This window comes from Nitrococcus sp. (assembly GCF_059432795.1).
Genome location: NZ_JBXWZQ010000011.1, coordinates 17325 through 34326 on the forward strand (window position 1 = coordinate 17325; position 17002 = coordinate 34326).

Sequence of the window (17002 nt, forward strand, 5' to 3'; positions counted from 1 at the left end):
CAAGCTTGCCTAGTTCCCAAGCCGATTTCAGGCGCACGGGGCAGCCGCTTTATCGAAGCCCCTTCGGGGTAACCGCCGCGCCCGGCGTCGCTCGGTCCCCCGGGCGCGCGGACAGCGGTGCGGTCAGTCGAATGGAGGTTCCCAGGCCCGGGCTCGAGTCGATGGTCATATCCCCGTAAAGCGCGGCAAGGCGCTCGCGGGTGCTGAAAAGACCGAGGCCACGACCCTCGTTCTCCTCCTCATTCGCCACGCGCTCGACATCAAAGCCTTTTCCTTTATCTTCAACGACGATCTCCAGCCGCTCGCCGCTACGGCGCACACGCACGCTCGCTGCATTGACCCCGGCGTGCTTGGTGACATTGAACAGCAGCTCTCGCACGGACTGGAACAGCATCACCTTGAGCTCCTCTCGCAAGGCGGGCTCCGAGTCTTCAGCGTCGATGGTCACATGCAGCTCGTGGAGCTTGCGCAGTTCGCCGGCTAGCCAGCGTAATGCAGAGACGAATCCGGCTTGCTGGAGTACCGGCGGGCCTAACTGGTAGGTCAACGTGCGCGAGGCGTCGATTGCCTTGGCAAGCAGCTCAGCGGCGCTCTCGACGGCGTGAGAGACTTCGGAGTCGCCGACCTGGCGGTGCACCTGGGCGACGCGCAGCTGCGCGGCCACCAGCAGCTGCTGGAGGTCGTCGTGAAGAACCGCCGCCAAGCGCTTGCGCTCGCGCTGCTCGGCGGAGATGAGCTCACAGGCGAGACGTTGCAGTCGCGCGGTCTGGCACTGTAGATCGGTCGTGCGCGCCGCCACCTTTTGCTCGAGGCTCTCGCTCAGGATGCGAAGACGCCGTTCACTCTCTCGCAGCGCCGCCTCCGTGCGCTTGCGCTGGGTGATGTCGCGGGCGATCTTCGAGGCGCCGACGACTTGCCCGGCTTCGTCGCGAATCGGCGATATGGTGAGAGAAACGTCCACGAGACGGCCGTCGCTTCGCTGGCGCACCGTGTCGTAGTGCTCGATCCGCCTACCGGCCCGGAGACTGGCGAGTATTCGCTCCTCCTCGTCGGCGCGTTCGGCCGGAATGATCAACGAAATATGGCGGCCCACGGCCTGCTCCGCCGTGTAGCCGAAAAGCCGCTCGGCCGCCGCATTCCAACTCTGAATGGTACCGTCCAGGGACTTGGCGACAATCGCGTCATCGGAAGACTCGACGAGGGAGGCCAAATGCGACCGGGCTTCGTACAGACGTTTCCGCTCGGTGACGTCCATGCAAACGCCGTGGAATTTACGTGGCTGTCCTTCACGGCCGCGGGTCAAGCAACCCTTGGCCTCCAGCCATCGTACGGTTTGCTCCGGGGTGATGATCCGGTATTCGACGTGGTAGGGCGCAGCAGATTCTAGTGTCGCGTTGATCGCCTGAAGAATCTTATCGCGATCGTCCGGATGCACGTCCGCGAGGGCGCTCTCGAATGTCCCGTCGAAACCCCCGGCCTGGCGCCCGTGGATGGCCAGGAGCTCGTCGCTCCAGCTCACGGCGCCGCTGCCCACGTCCCACTCCCAGGTACCGAGCTGCGCTGCCCCGAGTATAAAATGGAGCCGCTGCAGATCGTCGTCGGCTCCCTCTTGACGCTCCTTTTTGCCCATCCCAGCGGCTCGCCTGCGTGTCTGGATTGAGTTTGAATGTCGCCGCGCATACAGACCCCAGACAATCATTAAACGGCGCCGAGGCAATGATTTCCAGCAGTTTCTGCTGCCGCAGCGGCACCCGGCGGATGGGCGATGAAAATCGCTCCACCGGCCGGCAAGGCGAGGCGCTCAGCCGCCTCGACCGTTGGCCGGGTCAACGCATTCGTAGACAGCCGCATAATCCGCCTCCGCGAGCCCTCCTTCGACCGCTCGGTCGAGGAGCCGCTCGAAGGCACGCAGTGTCCCGGTATCGATCCCCACTTCGGCGCCCGCCTTCCTGAACAAGCGCACGTCCTTCAGCAGGTGCTTCGTCGGGAAGTTCGGGTTGGCGAAATTGCGCTCGAGCATTCGTGAGAGTTTCTTGTCGTAGGTTGGCGCGTACAGCGCGCTCTCGCGCGCAATCGCCATGAAGGCATCGACGTCGACCTGCTCTTTTCGCACCAGAGCGAGGCTTTCGGAAAAGGCGATCGTCAGCGCGGCGATCAGCTGGTTCATTGCCAGCTTCACGCACGCGCCGGCCCCCACGGGTCCGATCCGTCGCACCGTGGGCCCGAATAGGGTCAGAACGTCCCGCCACTTCACGAACTGCTCCTCGGTGGCACCGACCATGAGGATCAGGTTGCCGCTTCTGGCCTCGGGTATGCTGCCCAGGACAGGGCTTTCGAAATACTCTCCGCCTCGTCGCGCCACGGCGTCCATCAGTTGCTTGCTCTCGCTCGGTGCGATGGTGGCCATCTGGATGACGGTCGTGCCCGCGAAGGACGGACCGCGCGCCTCCCCGACGCCAAGAAGCTCTGAGGTTGTCTGCGCATCGCTGAGCATGGTCACGACCGCTTGCGCTTCCTCGATGACCTCCGAGGGATGGGTACACAGGCGGGCACCTTCCGCGACCAGCGGCTCCGCCTTTGATTGGGTTCGGTTGTACGCAAGGACGGTATGCCCGCCCTGGATTAGCCGGGATGCCATTGGTCGTCCCATGAGCCCCGTTCCCATCACTCCAATTTTCATTGCCGCTCCTTGTGGTTGCCGGTGCTGACTTCCTCGGCCTCGCTCTCGCTCCGGCATCTCACTGCCTGCCGGCCAACGCGGCCTTTTTCCTACCGCCCCGCTTACCACATCAAAGATGGTGCTAACAGGGGCAAAGCGTGGTGGCGGCAAGTGCGGACATGCGAGGACGGCCGAACGGCGGGCGCCCGATCCGCGCGCCCGCCGCTGGCGTTGAAGGCTTTGGGTGCGGTCAGCCACGCGCCTCGAGAACGAGGTTGAACGGCGTCTCGGCCGCGCGGCGCACGCGGGCGAAGCCGCCCGAGGAGATCACTTCCGCGAGCCGCTTTTCTCCGGCCTGCGCACCGAGTGCGGTGCCGTTTTTCTGAGCGAGGGCCGTAGGCAGGCAGATCATCGTGGAACCGGCATAGAAAAGCCGACCGACCGGATTCAGGTTGTCCTGCAGTGCATCGCCCGCCATGGGTTCGACAATCATCCACGTACCGTCGGTTTTGAGCTGACTTCTCACATGCGCCGCCACACCCGCTGGATCACCCATATCGTGCAGCGCATCGAAGCAGGTCACGAGATCGTAGTCACCGCCGTTGAAATCCGCGGCTCCGGCCGTCTCGAAGCGTACGCGCTCTGCATCGAAGCCGTGCGCGTCGCGATGACCGTTCGCCGCGCTGATGGAATCGCCGTGGAAGTCGAAACCGACGAAGGTGGAGCGTGGAAACGCCTCGGCCATGATCAAGGTCGAGTGGCCGTGCCCACAGCCGATGTCCGCGACCGTAGCGCCTCGCTCGAGTTTCTCGATCACCCCGTCGAGCGCCGGCAGCCAGCTCTGGACGAGGTTATGCATATAACCCGGCCGGAAGAACTTGGCAACGGCGCAGAACATGCAGCTTGCCTGCTCGCCCCAGGCGACCCCCTGCCCGGTACGAAAGCTCTCCGCGACTTTCGGCTCGTTTTCGATGGTGCTCACCACATTCTCGAACCCGCCGATCATGTAGACGGGGCTCGCCGGGTCGGCGAACACCATCGCCTGCTCCGGCGGCAGCGTGAACCGGCCGTGCACAGGATCGTAGGTCAGGTAGTTGGAAGCCGCCTGTTGGGCGAGCCATTCCTGCAGGTAGCGCTCGGCGCATCCGGTCCGCGCGGCAAGCTCCGCCGCCGTCGCCGGCCCCTCATCGCGCAACGAGCGGTACAACCCGAGCCGATCGCCGAGCAGCACCAGCGCCACGCTGTAGGCACCGCCAAGATCCGCCATGATCTGGCCCATGAACGTGTCGAGCTTATCTTCATCCATTGCTTGTGTTGCTTGAGCGGCTTGCATGAGTTTCTCCCGAATAAGGCCGATAGAAGGCTCTGAAGCGGCATTGCGCCTGCAAAGCCATTGCACTCGTGGCTTGAAAGAGCCCTCAGTATGTTTTCGAGCCGTGGCGGGAGGAATGACCGATCAACCGGCATTCTTGCTCCAAATTCCGTAACTGAGCCCGTCTGCCTAGCCTTACGCGCCGGCGGCGTCGTTCGCGGGCCAACACGGGGAGACACCGGCGCTGGCGCGTTGGCGGCGCCACGCGGCCGGAGGCAAGCCAATCGCTCGCTTGAAGGCGCGGCTGAAGGCCGCCTCCGACTCGTAGCCGACCTTGAGTGCAATCGAGGCGAGCATTGCGTTGCTGTCCGTCAACAGCCGGGAAGCGAGCTGCATGCGCCAAGCCGTCAGATACTGCATCGGCGGCTGCTCGAGAAGCCGTACGAAGCGGTCGTGCAGTGCCGAGCGTGACAGCCCGACGCTCGCGGAGAGCCTCTCTAGCGTCCATGGAGCGCCCGGGCGCTCATGGAGTAGGCAAAGCGCGCGTCCGACGTAACGGTCCCGCAGCGCGGCAAGCCAGCCCGTCTGGTCCTCGGGGAGCGTCTCGAGGTGTCGGCGCAGCACATCAATGAACATCATCTCGCTCATGCGCTCGAGCGCCGCCTCGCCGCCCGGGCGTTTGGCACGGCACTCCGCCGCCGCCAGGCGGACGAACTGGCCGATCCAGCTCTCTTCGCCCAAACGGCGCGAAGGCGCGTGAATCATCCGCGGCAACGTGCCGAGCAACGGGTTGAAAGGCCCGCGGTCACAGCCCCAGAAGCCGCACAGCAGGGTAGTCGTGCTCGCGCTTTGCGAGTCATTTCCCGTAGGCGAGGCGCCCGCCTCGAGGAGCCGATCGCCTTCTTGGCGCAGCAGGAACGGCAGCTGCGGCGGCCGCCGTGCCAGGAAGTCGACGTCCGGCTCGGCACGCAGGCCCGGCACGCTCGACATCACGTGCGCATCGCCGTGTGGGAAAACGACGACGTCGCCCTCACTCAGGCGGATGGGCGGCCCATCCGTCGCGAGCCCGGCCCAGCACCCGCCCCTCAGTATCGCGTGGTATCCCATCAGGTGCTGAGCCTCGGGCATGATGAGCGGGGTCAGCACCTTGGCGTCGGGTGCTTCGCTCACCCAGCGTCCGCCGCAGTCCACATGGAAGAACAACGCACCGCGCAGCCGCACGCAGCGCAGAAGATCGGACAGCGCATCTTGGCTCATGGCGCACTCCGTTGTAGACCGACGGACCGTTAGGCTATTTCAGTATAAGCGCGCGCCGGTGACGCGCGGTGCCGACGCGCTTTCCAGTCGGCTCGGGAGGCAGGTCAACACTAACGCGCCTCCCGCGACCTTCACGCGCTCCGGGTTCTGGTACGCTAGAGCACCGGCGCGGCTCGGGCGCACCCACTAGACCGAAGCGGTCTTTCGGAGCGTTTCCGAGCAGGCCAACCACGCTGGATTGCGTAACGCCGCCTTTAGCCTGATCAGCACCACCTTCGATAGGGTGTAATGGAAGCCGAGAGCCGCACTTCGCAGACACGGCGCGGGCTGCGCCTGGCGCTCGGACCGCTCGTTGCCGGCGCGGCCGCGGCTGCGGCTCTCGCCGGCGATCTGCCGGCGGCGGCTTGCTGGACCGCGGCGATCACCGGGCTGTGCGCGAGCTGGTGGGTGCTCGAGCCAATCCCCATCCCGGCCACCTCGCTCATCCCGTTCGCGGCCTTTCCGTTTACTGGGGTGGTAGATCACGCTCGGATCGCCCAGGCCTACGGACACACCCTGATCCTCCTTTTGCTCGGCGGCTTCATGTTGTCCAAGGCGATCGAAAAGAGCCGCTTGCACCGCCGGCTGGCGCTCGGCATGGTGCGCGCGTGCGGCGGCGGTGGCGGTCGTCGGCTGGTCCTCGGGTTCATGCTCGCGAGCTGGGCCTGCAGCATGTGGATCTCGAACACCGCCACCACGTTGATGCTGCTGCCGGTCGCAATTGCCGTGCTCGAGAGTGCGGAGGCCCGGCCGACCGCGGTTCCGCTCCTGCTCGGCCTCGCCTACGCCGCCAACATCGGCGGCATGGCCACACCGATCGGCACGCCGCCGAATATCATCTTCATGGCCGTCTACGAGCAGACAACCGGCGCGGCGGTGAGCTTTCTGGAGTGGATGTCGATCGGTCTTCCCGCCGCTGCGGTGCTCCTGCCGATCGCGTGGCTCTGGCTGACCCGAAGTCTGGCCGCGGCACCGACCCTCACAATCCCGTACCCGGGACCGTGGCGCTCCCCCGAAGCGCGCGTATTGTTGGTTTTTGGCCTCACCGTCGCCGCCTGGATCTTTCGCACTGAGCCGTTCGGCGGCTGGAGCGGCCTATTCGGCGCCGAGACCACTTCGGACAGCACCGTGGCACTCGCGGCCGTGGTGGCATTGTTCCTGGTGCCGGACGGCGAAGGTGGGCAGCTTCTGGATTGGCAAACTGCGCGCACGATTCCTTGGGGGCTACTGCTTCTTTTCGGCGGCGGCATTGCAATCTCCGTCGCCTTCGAGGCCTCGGGGCTATCGAGCGCCCTCGGCAACGCCCTCGGCGCGCTCGCGGCCTGGCCCATCGTGGCGTTGACCCTGCTCGTGTGCCTCGCCGTCACGTTCATGACCGAGGTGAGCAGTAACACGGCGACCACCAACCTCCTCATGCCGGTGCTGGCGTCCGCCGCGCTAGCCGCCGGCCTCGCCCCCGAACGGCTCATGCTGCCGGCGGTACTGAGCGCAAGTTGCGCGTTCATGCTGCCGGTGGCCACGGCGCCGAACGCCATCGTCGTCGGCAGCGGCTACCTGCACACCGCCGACATGGCCCGCGAGGGCGTCGTGCTCAACCTTCTCGCCGCCGCGGCTCTCACCGCGGCGTGCACGCTGCTTTTATGAGCCGGCGTGTGCGAAACCCGGCCGGCACCGTGGCAATTGCGGTCTGGCGATGGACTCGTGCGGGTATGGGGCGCTGGCCCGCCTAATCGTTAACAGATCCTGATACTCATACTCCGAGCCGAGCGACGCCGGGGCGCGGCGGACGCCTTCCCACGGCTGGTGTTTGGGCGCGCCGACCGGTTAGAACGCGACCTCGACCGCCTTGCCAGCCTCGCGCGCCAAGCCGACCACCGCGGCGGCGACGGCGAGGTCCTGCAGACCGACGCCGGTGCCGTCGAAGAGAGTGATCTCATCGGACGAGCGGCGGCCGGGGTGGCCGCCGTTTATCACCGCGCCAATCTGGGTGATGTCAGCCTCACCCTTCAGACCCTGCCCGATTGCGTGCTGGGCCTCGCCGATTGAGACGGACTGGGCAACCTCGTCGGTGAATACGGTGGCGGCGGCGACGAGAGCGGCGTCAATCTCCTGCTTGCCCTTGGTGTCGGTGCCCATGGCAGCGATGTGAGTGCCGGGTTTGACATGACTCTTCATCAGGGTCGGCTTGAAGCTCGAGGTGATGGTGATGATGACGTCCGCCTCGGCGCCGAGCTCGTCGAGCTCGACCGACTCATAGGGCAGATCGAGTTCGGCGGCGGTGTCGGCGAGCCGTGGCAGCATCTCCTTGTGCAGATTCCAGCCGACCACCCGCTCAAAGCCACGCTGGCGGGCCGCGGCGCGCATCTGGAAGGCGGACTGGTGGCCGGCCCCAACCATACCGAGCACCTTGGCGTCCGGACGGGCGAGATGCTTGATCGAGACGGCGCTGGAGGCGGCAGTGCGGGCGGCGGTCAGGTAGTTGCCGCCGATGCAGGCCGTGGCCTTGCCGGTCTCGGGGTCGAACAGGAAGACCGTCGACTGGTGGTTGCCCCCGAGGCCGCGCTCGAGGTTGTGCGGCCAGTAGCCACCCGCCTTGACGCCGAGCACCTGGCCGGCGCGGTCGAAGCCGCCCTTGAAGCCATAGAGCGCGTCGGCATGGCCGATCGCCTCGCGAACCACGGGGAAGTTGTAGGCGTCGCCGCGGCCCATGGCCGCGAAGATCTTCTCCACCGCCTCGAAAGCGGCGTCGATGTCGAGCAGGCCGGGGCAGGCTTCTTCGGGAACGATGATCATGGCGGCCGTTCTCCAGGCTGTAGGCGCCCGTCTGCGCGCGCGTAAGCAGACGGATGAGTTACTCTTCCGACGCGGATTTACACGTTAACGTGATCGCAACGTTCGGCGGCGTGCGCCTCAGTAAACCTTGCCGCGGGCGCTGATCGGCCAGATCGACTCAACCTTGCCGTTGCGCACGCCGACATACCAATCGTGCACATTACAGGTCGGGTCGCAGTGGCTGGTGACGAGCTTGAGCTTCTCGTTGATCTTCAGCACGCCGTTCGGATCCTCGATGACGCCGTGCTCGTCGGAGCACTTGATGTACTTGACCTCGTCGCGTCCGTAGACGTACGGCATCCCTGAGTCGACCGACTGCGCCTTGAGCCCGGCGTCGCAGATCGCCTTGTCGGGCTTGGCGTGGCTCATCACGCTGGTCAGGATGAACAGCGAGTTCTCCCATTCGCCGTTGTCGATGCGGCGGCCCTCCTTGTCCAGAATGCGGCCGTAGTCACCGTCCATGAAGGCGTAGGAGCCGCACTGCAGCTCGTTGTAGACACCCGAGTTGCTCTCGAAGTAGTAACTGCCGGTGCCGCCGCCCGAGACCAGCTCCGGCTCGAGACCCTCCTTGTTCAGCGCCTCGACTGCGTCCTTCACCATGGCAATGGCGATGTCGAGCTTGGCCTTGCGGTCCTCGTACTTTTCGATGTGCTGCATCGCGCCCTGGTAGGCCTGGAGGCCGAGGAAGCGCAGGTTAGGCGCGGCGGCGGCGGCCTTGGCGATTTCGACCACCTCAGGCGTCGTGCTGACGCCGCAGCGGCCGGCGCCGCAGTCGATCTCGACGAAGACATCGAGGGTGGTGCCGTGCTTCTGCGCTGCCTTCGAGAGGTCGGCGATGTTCGCCACGTCGTCGACGCAGACGATGATCCGGCCGCCGTATTGCGGCAGGCGCGCGAGCCGGTCGATCTTGGCGAGGCCGCGCACCTGGTTCGAGACCAGGATGTCCTCGATGCCGGCACGGGCGAAGACCTCGGCCTCTGATACCTTCTGGCAGCAGACGCCAATCGCCCCACCCTTCTCCATCTGCAACTTCAGCACGTCGACCGACTTGTGCATCTTGCCGTGCGCGCGGTGGCGCATGTTGTGCGCGCGGGCGTAGTCGCCCATCTTCTTGATGTTGCGATCGAGCGCGTCGAGATCGAGGATCAGGCAGGGCGTCTCGATGTCCTCGTAGGCCATGCCGATCGAGGCTGGAATGTCGTAGCCGACCTCATAATCGCCGATGTTCTCGTGCTTGGTCATTGCTTCCTCTTAATCACTGGAGCCAGGGCAGCTTGTCGAGATCGACGTTGCCACCGGTAATGATGACGCCGACGCGCTTGCCGGCGAAAGTATCGCGGTTCTTCAGGATGGTGGCCAGTGGCACCGCCGAGCTCGCCTCCATGACGATCTTCATGCACGCCCACGTCAGCCGCATGGCGTCGACGATCTCCGCCTCGCTCGCGGTCAGCACGTCGGTGACGTACTTGGAGACGAAGTGCCAGGTGCGCTCCTTGAGCGGCACTTTGAGGCCGTCGGCGACCGTGTTAGGCGCGTCGTAGGCGATGATCTTGCCCTGCTTGAACGACTGGTAGGCGTCGTCGGCCTGTTCGGGCTCGGCGGCGTAGATGCTCGTTTGTGGTGCGATCGTCGAGAGCGTAAGGCAGGTGCCCGAGATCATGCCGCCGCCGCCGATCGGGGCGATGATGGCGTCGAGCTCGCCGATATCCTCGACGATCTCCTTCGAGCAGGTAGCCTGGCCGGCGATCACCCGCTCGTCGTTGTAGGGATGGACGAAGTCCGCTCCGGTCTCCTCCTGGATCTTGGCGAAGGTCGCCTCGCGGCTCGAGGTGGAAGGCTCGCACTCGGTAATCAGCCCGCCGTAGCCGCGCACTGCGTCCTTCTTCGCCTGCGGCGCGGTGCGGGGCATCACGACGTGGCATGGGATGCCCCGTTGCCCGGCGGCGTAACTGAGCGCCAGCCCATGGTTGCCGCTCGAATGCGTGGCCACGCCTTTGTTCGCCGTCTCCTCCGGGAGGCCGAACACGGCATTGCTGGCGCCGCGCACCTTGAAAACGGCAGCCCTTTGAAAGTTCTCGCACTTGAAGAAGAGCTCGGCACCTGCGATCTCGTTAATGCGGCGAGAGGTCAGGATCGGCGTCCGGTGGATGTGCGGCTTCACGCGCTCGTGTGCGGTGAGCACGTCCTCCCAGGTCGGGATGTAGAGGTTCTCGGCAACCGCGGCCATGGTCAAGCCGCCTCGCTGCGGGCCGAGGCAGTGTCGCGGCAGCACTCCTGCGCCGTGGCGACGTCGGAGCGCACACCGGTCGCGCTCTCGTTACGCGTGTTGACGGCCTGTCGTAGCCGCTCGGGAATGTGGGTCCGGCCGGGGATGAAGACCGGGTTCTGGCTGGTCATTACGCACCTCCTTAATTTGTTCCGCTCCGTATAGCAGGGAGGCGCGGAGTTAACAACTTTTTCGTCGGGCCGTTTCGCCCGCCTGCGGCTCCCACCCATCCGGACGTGCCCGCTCAAGTGCAGCCGGCTCCTCGAACTACGGAGCCGCCACGCTCCGGTAACCCTATGAACGACGCGCAGTTGCGGAAAATGTGTAGCGCGAGGGTGGCAGAGTCGAATCCCATAATCAAACATCGCTGACCGGTTGGGATGTGCGACGTCCGTGCCGCGCCCTGCGGGCGCACTGCATGCGTCCCAATTCGCTCCAGGCGAATCTGTCGCGGCGAGTTCGCGCCGAACAGCAAGCATCGGGCATTGATGACACCCGCGAAGCGAGGCAAGGGCAAAAAACCAATGTAGCGAAAGTACCGCTTTCCGATCAATTTCGCGTTGCCGGCCTAGCGAATGGCCCGCTGCTACTCGTGAACGATCCGTTGAGCAGACCGGAAAAGGGCGATTATACTTCCCCTACTTTGGTTGCGTTTCTTTCGTCCGGCCACAAAGTGGCCCCAATCGCCCCTACCGCGGAGCGAAAAGGTCCGAGGGTTGACCAGCAACCACCAATCAGGTTTACTCTGGCCGGCCGTCGCTTCCGCGTGTGGAATGGCATCTGCCCATCGTAATCGATGTATTCACCGCTGTATTTGCGGTCATGAAAATGTCGCCGTAGGTGATACAAGAGTGGGGTCAGTGCAGGGGTGGAAGCGCGCGCTCCCCGCCACGCTGCAATCGCCGGGTACCGCGGGCCACATGGAGATTTCGGTTATCAGCCGCTGTTCGCCGGCCGCACAGCCGAGCCAGCCACCTCGATCCGCGCCGCGTCCGCTATCTACGGAGGGAAAATAATTGAGCCACACGAGATACAGCCCGGTCCGAACGCGCTTACAGCGCAGTATGTTAATGGTGCCGGCATCCCAGCCCAAGTTCATATCGAAAAGCGTTGATAGCGCCGCGGATTATGTGTGTCTCGATCTCGAGGACTCGATCGTCCCGGACGACAAGGCACAAGCGCGGAGCAACGCTATCGAGGCCCTGAACACCGTCGACTGGAAAGGCCGCAACAAAACCATGTCGGTGAGGATAAACGGCATCGACACCCACTATATGTACCGGGACGTGGTCGATCTGGTGGAGCAGGCGGGCGCCCATATCGATGTCCTGCTGGTACCCAAGGTCGGGGTTGCCGCCGACGTATACATGGTCGATGCCATGCTCACCCAGATCGAGGAGGCGATGAAGCTCGATCACCGGATCGGCATCGAGGCGCTCATCGAGACCGCGCTCGGACTGGCCAACGTGGATACCATCGCCACTTCGTCGCCGCGACTGGAGGCGATGCATTTCGGCCCCGCCGATCTGGCGGCGTCGCTGCGGGCCCGCACCATGGTTATCGGCGGTTTGAACGAGGACTACCCAGGCGACCAATGGCATTTCCACCTCTCACGGATGGTCAATGCCTGCCGCGCCTACGGCCTGCGCCCGATCGACGGGCCGTTTGGTGATTTCAGCGATCCGGACGCCTTCCTGGCGGCCGCCAAGCGGGCGGCCTCGCTCGGCTACGACGGCAAGTGGGCCATCCACCCCTCGCAGATCGCTGCGTGCAACGACGTTTTCTCGCCCTCTCCAGAGGAGGCGGACAAGGCGCGGCGGATCCTGGCGGCGCTGGATGAGGCGGCGGCGCAAGGCAAGGGCGCGGCGCAACTCGACGGCAAGATGATCGACATCGCCTCCGCCCGCATGGCGCGCAATATCGTCAACCAGGACGATCAAATCAAACTTCGCAACACGCCCTAAATATGGACATCCACGAACACCAGGCGAAAGATCTGCTCCGCAATTTCGGCGTTCCGGTGCCCAATGGCGCGGTGGCGTTTACACGGATACAGGCCATTGAGGTGGCGCAAGAGCTCGGCGGCGAGCGTTGGGCGGTCAAGGCCCAGATTCACGCTGGCGCGCGGGGCAAGGCGGGGGGCATCAAGCTGTGCGATTCCACCGAGGAAGTCGGCGCGGCCGCGGACGCCCTGCTGGGCAGCAACCTTGTCACCCTGCAAACCGGTCCCGCTGGCAAGAAGGTCACCCGGGTACTGGTCGAGCAGGCGCAGCCGAGCGGAACGGAGTTCTACATCGGCATCATCCTGGACCGCGCGCTCGAGCGTATCTGCGTGATCGGCTCGGCCGCTGGCGGCATGGAGGTCGAATCGAACACGGAAGGCGTGGTCATGGAGACCGTGGACCCGGCGGTGGGTATCACGTCCTTCCAGGCCAATCGCCTCGGCTTCTGCCTGGGGCTGGCGCCGCCCGTGGTGCGGCAGGTCGCCCGGGCGATCACGGGCGCTTACCGCGCATTTCGTGACCTCGACGCCACCCTGGTGGAAATCAACCCGCTGATGGTCACCGCGGACGGAAAAGTGCTGGCGCTGGATGCGAAAATGTCTTTCGACAGCAACGCCCTGTTCCGTCATCCGCAAATCAACGAGCTGACGGATGTCACCCAGGGCGACCCGCGCGAGGCGCAGGCGGCGCAGCAGGGGCTAAGCTATATCGGACTCGAGGGTAATATCGGCTGCATCGTCAACGGCGCCGGCCTGGCCATGGCGACCATGGACTTGATCAAGAAAGCCGGCGGCGAGCCCGCGAACTTTTTGGACATCGGCGGCGGAGCGTCGCCCGAGCGGGTCGCCAATGCCTTCCGATTGATTGTCTCGGATACGCAAGTGCGCGCCATCCTCGTTAACATTTTCGCCGGCATCAACCGCTGCGACTGGGTCGCCAGCGGCATCGTCCAGGCGGTGCAGGACGTCGGGTTGAGGGTGCCGCTGGTGGTCCGGCTCGCCGGCACCAACCTGGCCGAGGGCCTGCGCATCCTGCAGGAAAGCGGTCTGCCGATCAAAAGCTGCGCGGATCTGAGCGAAGCGGCGGAAGAAGCGGTGAAAACACTGTCATGAGTATCCTCATCGACGAAACTACTAAAGTCCTGATTCAGGGATTCACCGGCGACAAGGGCACCTTCCATGCCCAGGAAGCGATGCGCTACGGCACCCAGGTGGTTGGCGGCATTACGCCCGGCAAGGGGGGGATGGCGCACCTCGGGCTCCCGGTATTCAACACCGTGCGGGAGGCGGTGCAGGCGACCGGCGCCACCGCGAGCATGATCTTCGTCCCGGCACCTTATTGTGCCGACGCGGTGATGGAGGCGGCCGAGGCCGGATTGCGTCTCAGCGTTGTCATCACCGAAGGAATTCCTGTAGGTGACATGGTGCGGGCCAAACGCTACCTCGCCAGTTTTCCGGCCGAGGAGCGCCTGTGCATGATCGGTCCCAATTGCGCCGGTGTGATCAGCGTCGGCAAGGCCATGCTGGGTATCATGACCGGCGACATTTACACGCGGGGGAGCATTGGCCTCGTCGCCCGCTCCGGCACGCTCGGCTATGAGGCGGCGGCCCAGCTTGCGCAGCACGGCCTCGGCGTGACGACCAGTGCCGGCATCGGAGGCGATCCCATAATCGGCAGCTCGTTCGTCGAGGTCCTCAAGCTCTTCGAGCAGGACAACGAGACCGAGGCGGTGATGATGATCGGGGAGATCGGCGGGCCGCAGGAGGCGGAGGCGGCGCGCTGGATCAAGGAAAACTCGCGCAAGCCGGTGGTCGGGTTCATCGCGGGAGTTACGGCCCCACCCGGCCGGCGCATGGGCCACGCCGGCGCGATCATTTCCGGCGACGCCGACACCGCCGCTGCCAAGGCGGAGATCCTACGCAGCTGCGGAATAACCGTCGCCGACAGCCCCGCTGAACTGGGCTCGACGATGGCCAGTGTGCTCGCCAATCGGTAGCAGGATCGTATCCGACCCGGAATGCGTAGTCCGCGATGACGCCTACCTACCTGCGCGCGTGGTGCGCAACGCGGGGAGGCGCTCCGCAGAGGTTGTTTACTGCAGAGAACGACTACGTCGTTCGGTTTGGTGCCCTGGTGATCTGCCCCTGGTCGATTCGGATTGCACAGACCCTTTTAGAGACCGCACCATGTAGGCGCCCGGGATGCTGCAATCGACCCCAATGCCGATTTACCTCCTTGGAGAATGGGCAGGTCTCGGATAAATACTGAACGGCTTCACATTGTGGCCGCCGCATCCTGGGAGGCTGGCGGCCTGATTGCAGTGGCTGAGACGGCGACAGCTACAAGCCTTACCCTCACCCAAGCGCCCGCATCACAGCCGGCGGTTCGCGGTCAATCAGATTGAGTAGCACCCGTGCCGGCCCGTGGGGAACACGATCTCCACGTTCCCAGTGGCGTAGCGTCGCTACGGAGACGCCGAAGCGCGCCGCAAACTGCTCCTGTGTCATACCGAGGCGCCAGCGCAGCGCCATCACGTCCACCGGTTCCGGCCGGTAGATGCGGGCGTGCCTTTTGCCGCCCTTGGCGTGGTCGCTGGCCTCTTCCAGGCCGGTCTTGATGCTATCGAATCCGCTACCCATGAGAGAATCACCTCTTGATCCAAGCCAGTACCAGCATCTGCACCAGCTTGGACAGTTCATTGCGCTCGGCCTTGCTCAGGTTGGCCCGCTCGTGCTTGCCGAACAGGGTCAGCAGGTACAGCGCGGCATAGCCTCGCTGTGGAAGTAGTAGATGACGCGGACTCCGCCACTCTTGCCTCGTCCACCTCGGACGCCACCGGAGCTTGTGCACCCCGCCGGTACCTTCCATCAGGTCACCCACCCTCGGGTGCGCGGCGAGGTAGTCCATGACGTCCCGGCGCTCCTGATCGCTCAGCAGCTTCTCCGCCCAGCGGATGAACTCCGGGACTTCGGCAATGGTCATCATAATCTTGAAGTTATATCCAATGGATTAGTTCCGCGCCAGACCGCATGTCGTCAGATCCGGGTTCATGGGCACGACCGCTGACGCCAGCCGCCACGCGGGAGATGCCGCAGCCAATAGATAATCTGCTTTCCTCCCCCGTTCCCCGAGTTTGCACGTTCGCACTGGTCCGAAATCCGCCAGCGGCTTGCCGATGGCACCTATCGACCTCAACCGGTGCGGCGGGTCTCGATCTCCAAGCCCGGCGGGGGCGAGCGGTTGCTGGGCACCCCCACGGTCATCGACCGGTTGATCCAGCAGGCCATCGCACAAGTGCTCACGCCGATCTTCGATCCGCATTTCAGCGAATCGAGCTTCGGGTTGCGAGCTACCTCCTTGTAGCCTGCCTTCCAGGCCAGCCTTTGGCTGTCCCAAATCGCTCCCGACGATTTGGTCCGACCGGGACGCTCCGCCCACGGAGCGCTCCGGCAGGTACAAGGCCAGATCAGGGCCGGCTACCGTGTCGCCGTCGATCTGGATTTGGCGAAGTTCTTCGACAACGTCCAGCACGACGTCCTGATGGCCCGCGTGGCCCGAAAGGTGAGCGACAAGCGGCTGCTGGCACTGATCGGCCGCTACCTGCGGGCAGATGTCCTGGTCGGCGAGCGCATCCAGACCACGGCGATGGGTACGCCCCAAGGCGGACCACTCTCGCCGTTGCTCGCCAACATCCTGTTGGATGATCTCGATCGTGAACTGGAGCGGCGAGGGCACCGGTTCGCCCGCTACGCGGACGATCTGCTGATCCTCGTCAAGACTCCCAGAGCCGGCGAACGGGTCATGGACAGCGTCACCCGCTTCCTGACCCGCAAGCTTAAACTGGTGGTCAACGAGCACAAGAGCCGCGTGGCGAGGACCAATGACTGTACGTTCCTCGGGTTTAGCTTCCGGGGAACGAAGCTGCGCTGGTCGGAGCAAGCCTTCAGGGACTTCAAGCACACCGTTCGGCGTTTGACCGGGCGGAGCTGGGGTGTCTCCATGGCCTACCGGCTCGTCAGGCTCGCCCAGTACGTGAGAGGCTGGATGGGCTATTTCGGCATCTCGGAGCACTACCGACCGATCCCAGAGCTCGAGGCATGGCTGCGATGCCGGGTGCGGATGTGCTACTGGAAGCAGTGGCGCAAAACCCGCACCAAGGTTCGCCACCTGCTGGCGCTGGGCACGGGCAAGCGCCAGGCGATCCTCACGGCGCTCAGCTCCAAGGGCTATTGGCACCTGTCGAGGACGCTGGCGACACAGACCGGGATGACCAATGAGTGGCTGAAACGCCAAGGGCTGATCGGCGTCCGCAATTTGTGGATGAAAGCCCATGGCTATGCCTGATCTTCTCGTGTGCTTCCTACTCGTGAACCGCCCTGTGCGGATCCGCATGCAGGGTGGTGTGGGGACTGGGGGTTAAAAGCCCCCGGTTACCCGATTATGTCTTAATCCTGAATCCGTGACAGCGACGCCCTGATGATACACAAGCTATTGAATGATCGGTATTATTGGGCGCATCACTCATCACCCGACTGGTGACTGCATGGAGCCCGCCCGGTTTCACATCCGCCAGAGCCAGCGGCTGATCACTGGCCAGGCCGGTCTGGTGCTCGCTGGCCAGGCCCTGGCGCGCT

General features: G+C 64.6%; 16 protein-coding genes. 6 read left to right on the plus strand and 10 right to left on the minus strand.

All coding sequences use genetic code 11. The annotated features are described in order from the left end of the window. Positions 1-49 precede the first annotated feature (49 nt). The 4 genes from AC52Q4_RS01240 to AC52Q4_RS01255 all read right to left on the minus strand — a co-directional run bounded on the left by AC52Q4_RS01240 (position 50) and on the right by AC52Q4_RS01255 (position 5228). Entirely contained in the window at positions 50-1630 is a 1581-nt protein-coding gene (locus tag AC52Q4_RS01240; RefSeq protein WP_495534981.1) for a sensor histidine kinase, read from the minus strand. A 171-nt stretch (positions 1631-1801) separates the two neighbouring features. Continuing rightward, on the minus strand, positions 1802-2737 hold the full coding sequence (locus tag AC52Q4_RS01245) for an NAD(P)-dependent oxidoreductase (protein ID WP_495534982.1): 936 nt from the start codon (positions 2735-2737) through the stop codon (positions 1802-1804). Positions 2738-2909: 172 nt separating this feature from the next. Then, positions 2910-3965 (minus strand): class I SAM-dependent methyltransferase, encoded by a 1056-nt coding sequence (locus AC52Q4_RS01250; protein WP_495534983.1) that lies wholly within the window; start codon positions 3963-3965, stop codon positions 2910-2912. Positions 3966-4166: 201 nt separating this feature from the next. Further along, on the minus strand, positions 4167-5228 hold the full coding sequence (locus AC52Q4_RS01255; RefSeq protein ID WP_495534984.1) for an AraC family transcriptional regulator: 1062 nt from the start codon (positions 5226-5228) through the stop codon (positions 4167-4169). A gap of 288 nt (positions 5229-5516) precedes the next feature. Here AC52Q4_RS01255 and AC52Q4_RS01260 point away from each other — a divergent pair, with 288 nt between their 5' ends. Continuing rightward, complete coding sequence (locus AC52Q4_RS01260) at positions 5517-6911, plus strand: SLC13 family permease (protein ID WP_495534985.1); 1395 nt, start codon at positions 5517-5519, stop codon at positions 6909-6911. A 180-nt stretch (positions 6912-7091) separates the two neighbouring features. On the opposite strand, the gene bhcD is transcribed toward AC52Q4_RS01260, so the two are convergent. From bhcD to AC52Q4_RS01280, 4 genes are all read right to left on the minus strand, one after another. After that, positions 7092-8060, minus strand: coding sequence for an iminosuccinate reductase BhcD (gene bhcD / locus AC52Q4_RS01265; protein ID WP_495534986.1), 969 nt, complete (start codon positions 8058-8060; stop codon positions 7092-7094). A 117-nt stretch (positions 8061-8177) separates the two neighbouring features. After that, entirely contained in the window at positions 8178-9341 is a 1164-nt protein-coding gene (gene bhcC / locus AC52Q4_RS01270; protein WP_495534987.1) for a 3-hydroxy-D-aspartate aldolase BhcC, read from the minus strand. Between the two features lie 13 nt (positions 9342-9354). Next, complete coding sequence (gene bhcB, locus AC52Q4_RS01275) at positions 9355-10326, minus strand: beta-hydroxyaspartate dehydratase BhcB (protein ID WP_495534988.1); 972 nt, start codon at positions 10324-10326, stop codon at positions 9355-9357. 2 nt (positions 10327-10328) lie between these two features. Continuing rightward, the gene (locus AC52Q4_RS01280; RefSeq protein ID WP_495534989.1) at positions 10329-10496 is read right to left on the minus strand and encodes a hypothetical protein; all 168 of its coding nucleotides are present in this window, start codon (positions 10494-10496) and stop codon (positions 10329-10331) included. Positions 10497-11435: 939 nt separating this feature from the next. Between AC52Q4_RS01280 and AC52Q4_RS01285 the strand changes: the two genes are divergently transcribed. Genes AC52Q4_RS01285 through sucD form a run of 3 tightly spaced genes read left to right on the plus strand, consistent with a single transcriptional unit; the run spans position 11436 to position 14364 of the window. Next, a complete protein-coding gene (locus AC52Q4_RS01285; protein WP_495534990.1) occupies positions 11436-12329 on the plus strand; it encodes an HpcH/HpaI aldolase/citrate lyase family protein in 894 nt (297 codons plus the stop codon). Between the two features lie 2 nt (positions 12330-12331). Beyond that, positions 12332-13480: an ADP-forming succinate--CoA ligase subunit beta gene (gene sucC / locus AC52Q4_RS01290; protein WP_495534991.1), complete on the plus strand. Its 1149-nt coding sequence runs from the start codon at positions 12332-12334 to the stop codon at positions 13478-13480. Beyond that, positions 13477-14364 (plus strand): succinate--CoA ligase subunit alpha, encoded by an 888-nt coding sequence (sucD, locus tag AC52Q4_RS01295; RefSeq protein ID WP_495534992.1) that lies wholly within the window; start codon positions 13477-13479, stop codon positions 14362-14364. Before sucC ends, sucD begins: the two co-directional genes overlap by 4 nt. Positions 14365-14722: 358 nt before the next feature. On the opposite strand, the gene AC52Q4_RS01300 is transcribed toward sucD, so the two are convergent. Beyond that, a complete protein-coding gene (locus AC52Q4_RS01300; RefSeq protein ID WP_495534993.1) occupies positions 14723-15007 on the minus strand; it encodes a helix-turn-helix domain-containing protein in 285 nt (94 codons plus the stop codon). Positions 15008-15014: 7 nt separating this feature from the next. Then, positions 15015-15353: a hypothetical protein gene (locus AC52Q4_RS01305; protein ID WP_495534994.1), complete on the minus strand. Its 339-nt coding sequence runs from the start codon at positions 15351-15353 to the stop codon at positions 15015-15017. 213 nt (positions 15354-15566) lie between these two features. Between AC52Q4_RS01305 and AC52Q4_RS01310 the strand changes: the two genes are divergently transcribed. After that, a complete protein-coding gene (locus AC52Q4_RS01310) occupies positions 15567-15731 on the plus strand; it encodes a hypothetical protein (protein ID WP_495534995.1) in 165 nt (54 codons plus the stop codon). A 48-nt stretch (positions 15732-15779) separates the two neighbouring features. Further along, the gene (locus AC52Q4_RS01315; RefSeq protein ID WP_495534996.1) at positions 15780-16712 is read left to right on the plus strand and encodes a reverse transcriptase domain-containing protein; all 933 of its coding nucleotides are present in this window, start codon (positions 15780-15782) and stop codon (positions 16710-16712) included. Positions 16713-17002 lie beyond the last annotated feature (290 nt).